The organism is Burkholderia sp. Ac-20379, from assembly GCF_017104645.1.
GTDB lineage: Bacteria > Pseudomonadota > Gammaproteobacteria > Burkholderiales > Burkholderiaceae > Burkholderia.
Map to the genome: position 1 here is coordinate 1 of NZ_JAAGPF010000561.1, position 2,582 is coordinate 2,582.

Here is a 2,582-nt window from a genome sequence, read left to right on the forward strand (position 1 = left end):
CTCGACACGCGCGCCGAGGCGGCCGCGATCGCGGCCAGCGACAGCGCGCTCGGCCTGCATTGAGCGCGGCGCGCGGCGGAAGCCCGCGGCCTCAGAACCGGTAGTTGAGGATCAGTTCGAGGCGGCGGTCGCTGCCGATCAGGTATTGCGTCTCGTCGTAATACGCGCTTTCCACGTAGTGCCGGTTGAACACGTTGTAGGCGCGCGCCGTGATCGTGGTGTCCTTGCGCGGCTGCCAGGCCAGCGCGAGATCCACGGTGGTGTACGACGCCATCGACAGCTGGTTCGCCGTATCGGCATAGCGCTTGCCCACGTAGCGCAGGCCGCCGATGCCGGTCCATTCGGGTGCGAAGCGCCAGCTCACCCACAGGTTCGCCAGGCGCTGCGGCACCGAGGCCGGCACGTTGCCGTCGCGCGACACCAGTGCGCCGCCGCTCTGCTCGGCGAAATCGTCGTATTTGGCGCGCAGCATCGCGAGGTTCGCATCCACGCGCAGGTCGCGCGTGATCTGCGCGCCGAACGTGGCCTCGACGCCGCGCGACGATTGCTGGCCGATCTGGATCGACTGGTTCGGATTCTGCGGATCGGCGGCCACCAGGTTGTCCTTGACGATCCGGTAGGCGGCCAGCGTCCACTCGGCGCGGCCGTCGAGCAGCGATTGCTTGAAGCCGATCTCGATCTGCCGGCCGGTGGCGAGCTTGTAGTTGGCGCTCGACGAATTGAGCATCAGCAGCGAGCTGACCGGATCGGCCGCCACCGAATACTGGCCGTAGACGGTGAAGGTCGGCGCGATGTCGTAGACGGTGCCGAGCCGCCAGCCGGTGTTCGCATAGACGCGCGTGAAGCCGCCGCCGTGGATCAGATCGTCGCGGTTCACGCTCGCATGGTCGTAGCGCAGCCCGCCCACCACCGACCAGCGCGACGTGAGCTTCAGGCGATCCTCGGCGAACAGCGCGTACTGGTTGGCCTGCGAATCGTACTTCGGCAGCGTGCCGGCCGCGTTGATGAAGCTGCCTGGATCGAACGCGAACGGATCCACCAGCGAGCTGCCCGAATACGGCGAGTTGTTGGTGTGCGTGAACGTGGTGTGGTTGAACTCGAAGCCGGCCGAGAACGTGTTGCGATGGCCGAGCACGGTGTTGTCGACGGTGGCCGTGGTCACGTTGCCGAACTGCTGCTGGTCGTGAAAGATCTCTGTGTAGCTGCTGCGCGCGATCAGGCCGCTGGCCGGCTGAAACGTGTAGTACTCCGCATCCTTCCAGTGGCGGTTGCTCTTCATGCGGTAGAACGTGCTCGTCACGTTCAGCTGTTCGGTGGGCTGCCAGTTGGCGGTGAGCGTGGCCCAACTGTCGCGGAACGAGATCAGGCTGTCGCCGACGTTGTAGTTCTTCTTGAGCAGCGCCGTGTCGAGCGCGCCGTTCACGAGCGGCACGCCGAAATAGCGCATCGGCTGCTGATATCCCTGCGCATACGAGGCCGTGATCGACAGATCCGGCGTGACGTCGTAGCGCAATGCACCGGATACCGAAAGATTGCGCGAATTGCCCGCGTCCACCCAGTTCGCCGAGCGGTTGCCGCTGATGTCGAAGCGGTACGACAGGCGATCGTTGATCGCGCCGCCGCTGCCGAATGCGGCGCGCGCGGTGCGTTCGGTGCCGATGCCCACCTGCAGTTCGTTTTCGATCGGCGTGCGCGTGGGCTTCTTCGGCACGATGTTGACCACGCCGCCGATCGCGCCTTCGCCGTAGATCACCGAGGCGGGGCCGCGCAGCACGTCGATATGATCGACCGACCAGGTGTCGAACGGGTAGGTGGCGCCGATCGCGCCGTAGGGGCGCACGCCGTCGAACAGTTGCGTGACCGACGAGGCGCCCACGAAGCCGCGCGCCGACAGTTCGGCGTCGCCGTTGCCCGGATGCGGCGAGGCGGCGATGCCGGCAGCGCGGCTCACGGCGTCGATGATCGAGGCGTCGCCGCGCGTGTCGAGCGTGGCGCGGTCGATCTGCTCGACGCTGGCCGGCGTTTCGAGCGAGGTGAGGCCGAGGTGGCTGCCGGTGTTCTGCTCGCGGCGCAGCGCGGTGTCGCGGCCGGATGCGACGTTGACGGCGGGCAAAGGCTGGTCGGCGGCCGGCGTGGCGGTGGATGCGGTCTGAGCGAACGCGGTGAGCGGCAACGCGGCCAGCGCGGCGGCGATGGCGGTAAGCGGATGGAACGTCATGGCGAGTCGGGCGTATCGAAAGCGGAGGGAAGCGGCGCGCGCGGCTGCGTGGCCTGCGCTGCGGCCGGTGATGGCGGTTTCGGCGTGACGTCGTCCCGCGCTCGCAGGGTTGATGGCGCGAGCGCGCGCCGTCGCGCTTCGCGGCGTTGGCGCAAAGCGTTCGGGATGACGAAACGATGGAAACCGGTACGACGCGAGCGGCCGGGTGCGCGGCGCTTCCGCTACCGGTCAAAACCGGGCGCGGCAGCGCGAGCGGCATGCAGCGGCGCGCGTGCGAACGCACGCGGCCGTCGGCATCGCGTCAGGCGGGAACGAAGCGGGGCGGGGCGCGTGCGCCGGGGCGCGCATGCGCGGGAGGCGGGCG

At 68.4% G+C, this 2,582-nt stretch carries 1 protein-coding gene; it reads right to left on the bottom strand.

All coding sequences use genetic code 11. The annotated features are described in order from the left end of the window. Window positions 1-91: 91 nt before the first annotated feature. The gene (locus G3N92_RS32730) at window positions 92-2,218 is read right to left on the bottom strand and encodes a TonB-dependent receptor (protein ID WP_206131666.1); all 2,127 of its coding nucleotides are present in this window, start codon (window positions 2,216-2,218) and stop codon (window positions 92-94) included. Window positions 2,219-2,582 lie beyond the last annotated feature (364 nt).

What these genes read in the sequence shown, in the direction of transcription:
- G3N92_RS32730 (WP_206131666.1), bottom strand. Translation starts at nt 2,218, where the DNA reads ATGACGTTCCATCCGCTTACCGCCATCGCCGCCGCGCTGGCCGCGTTG.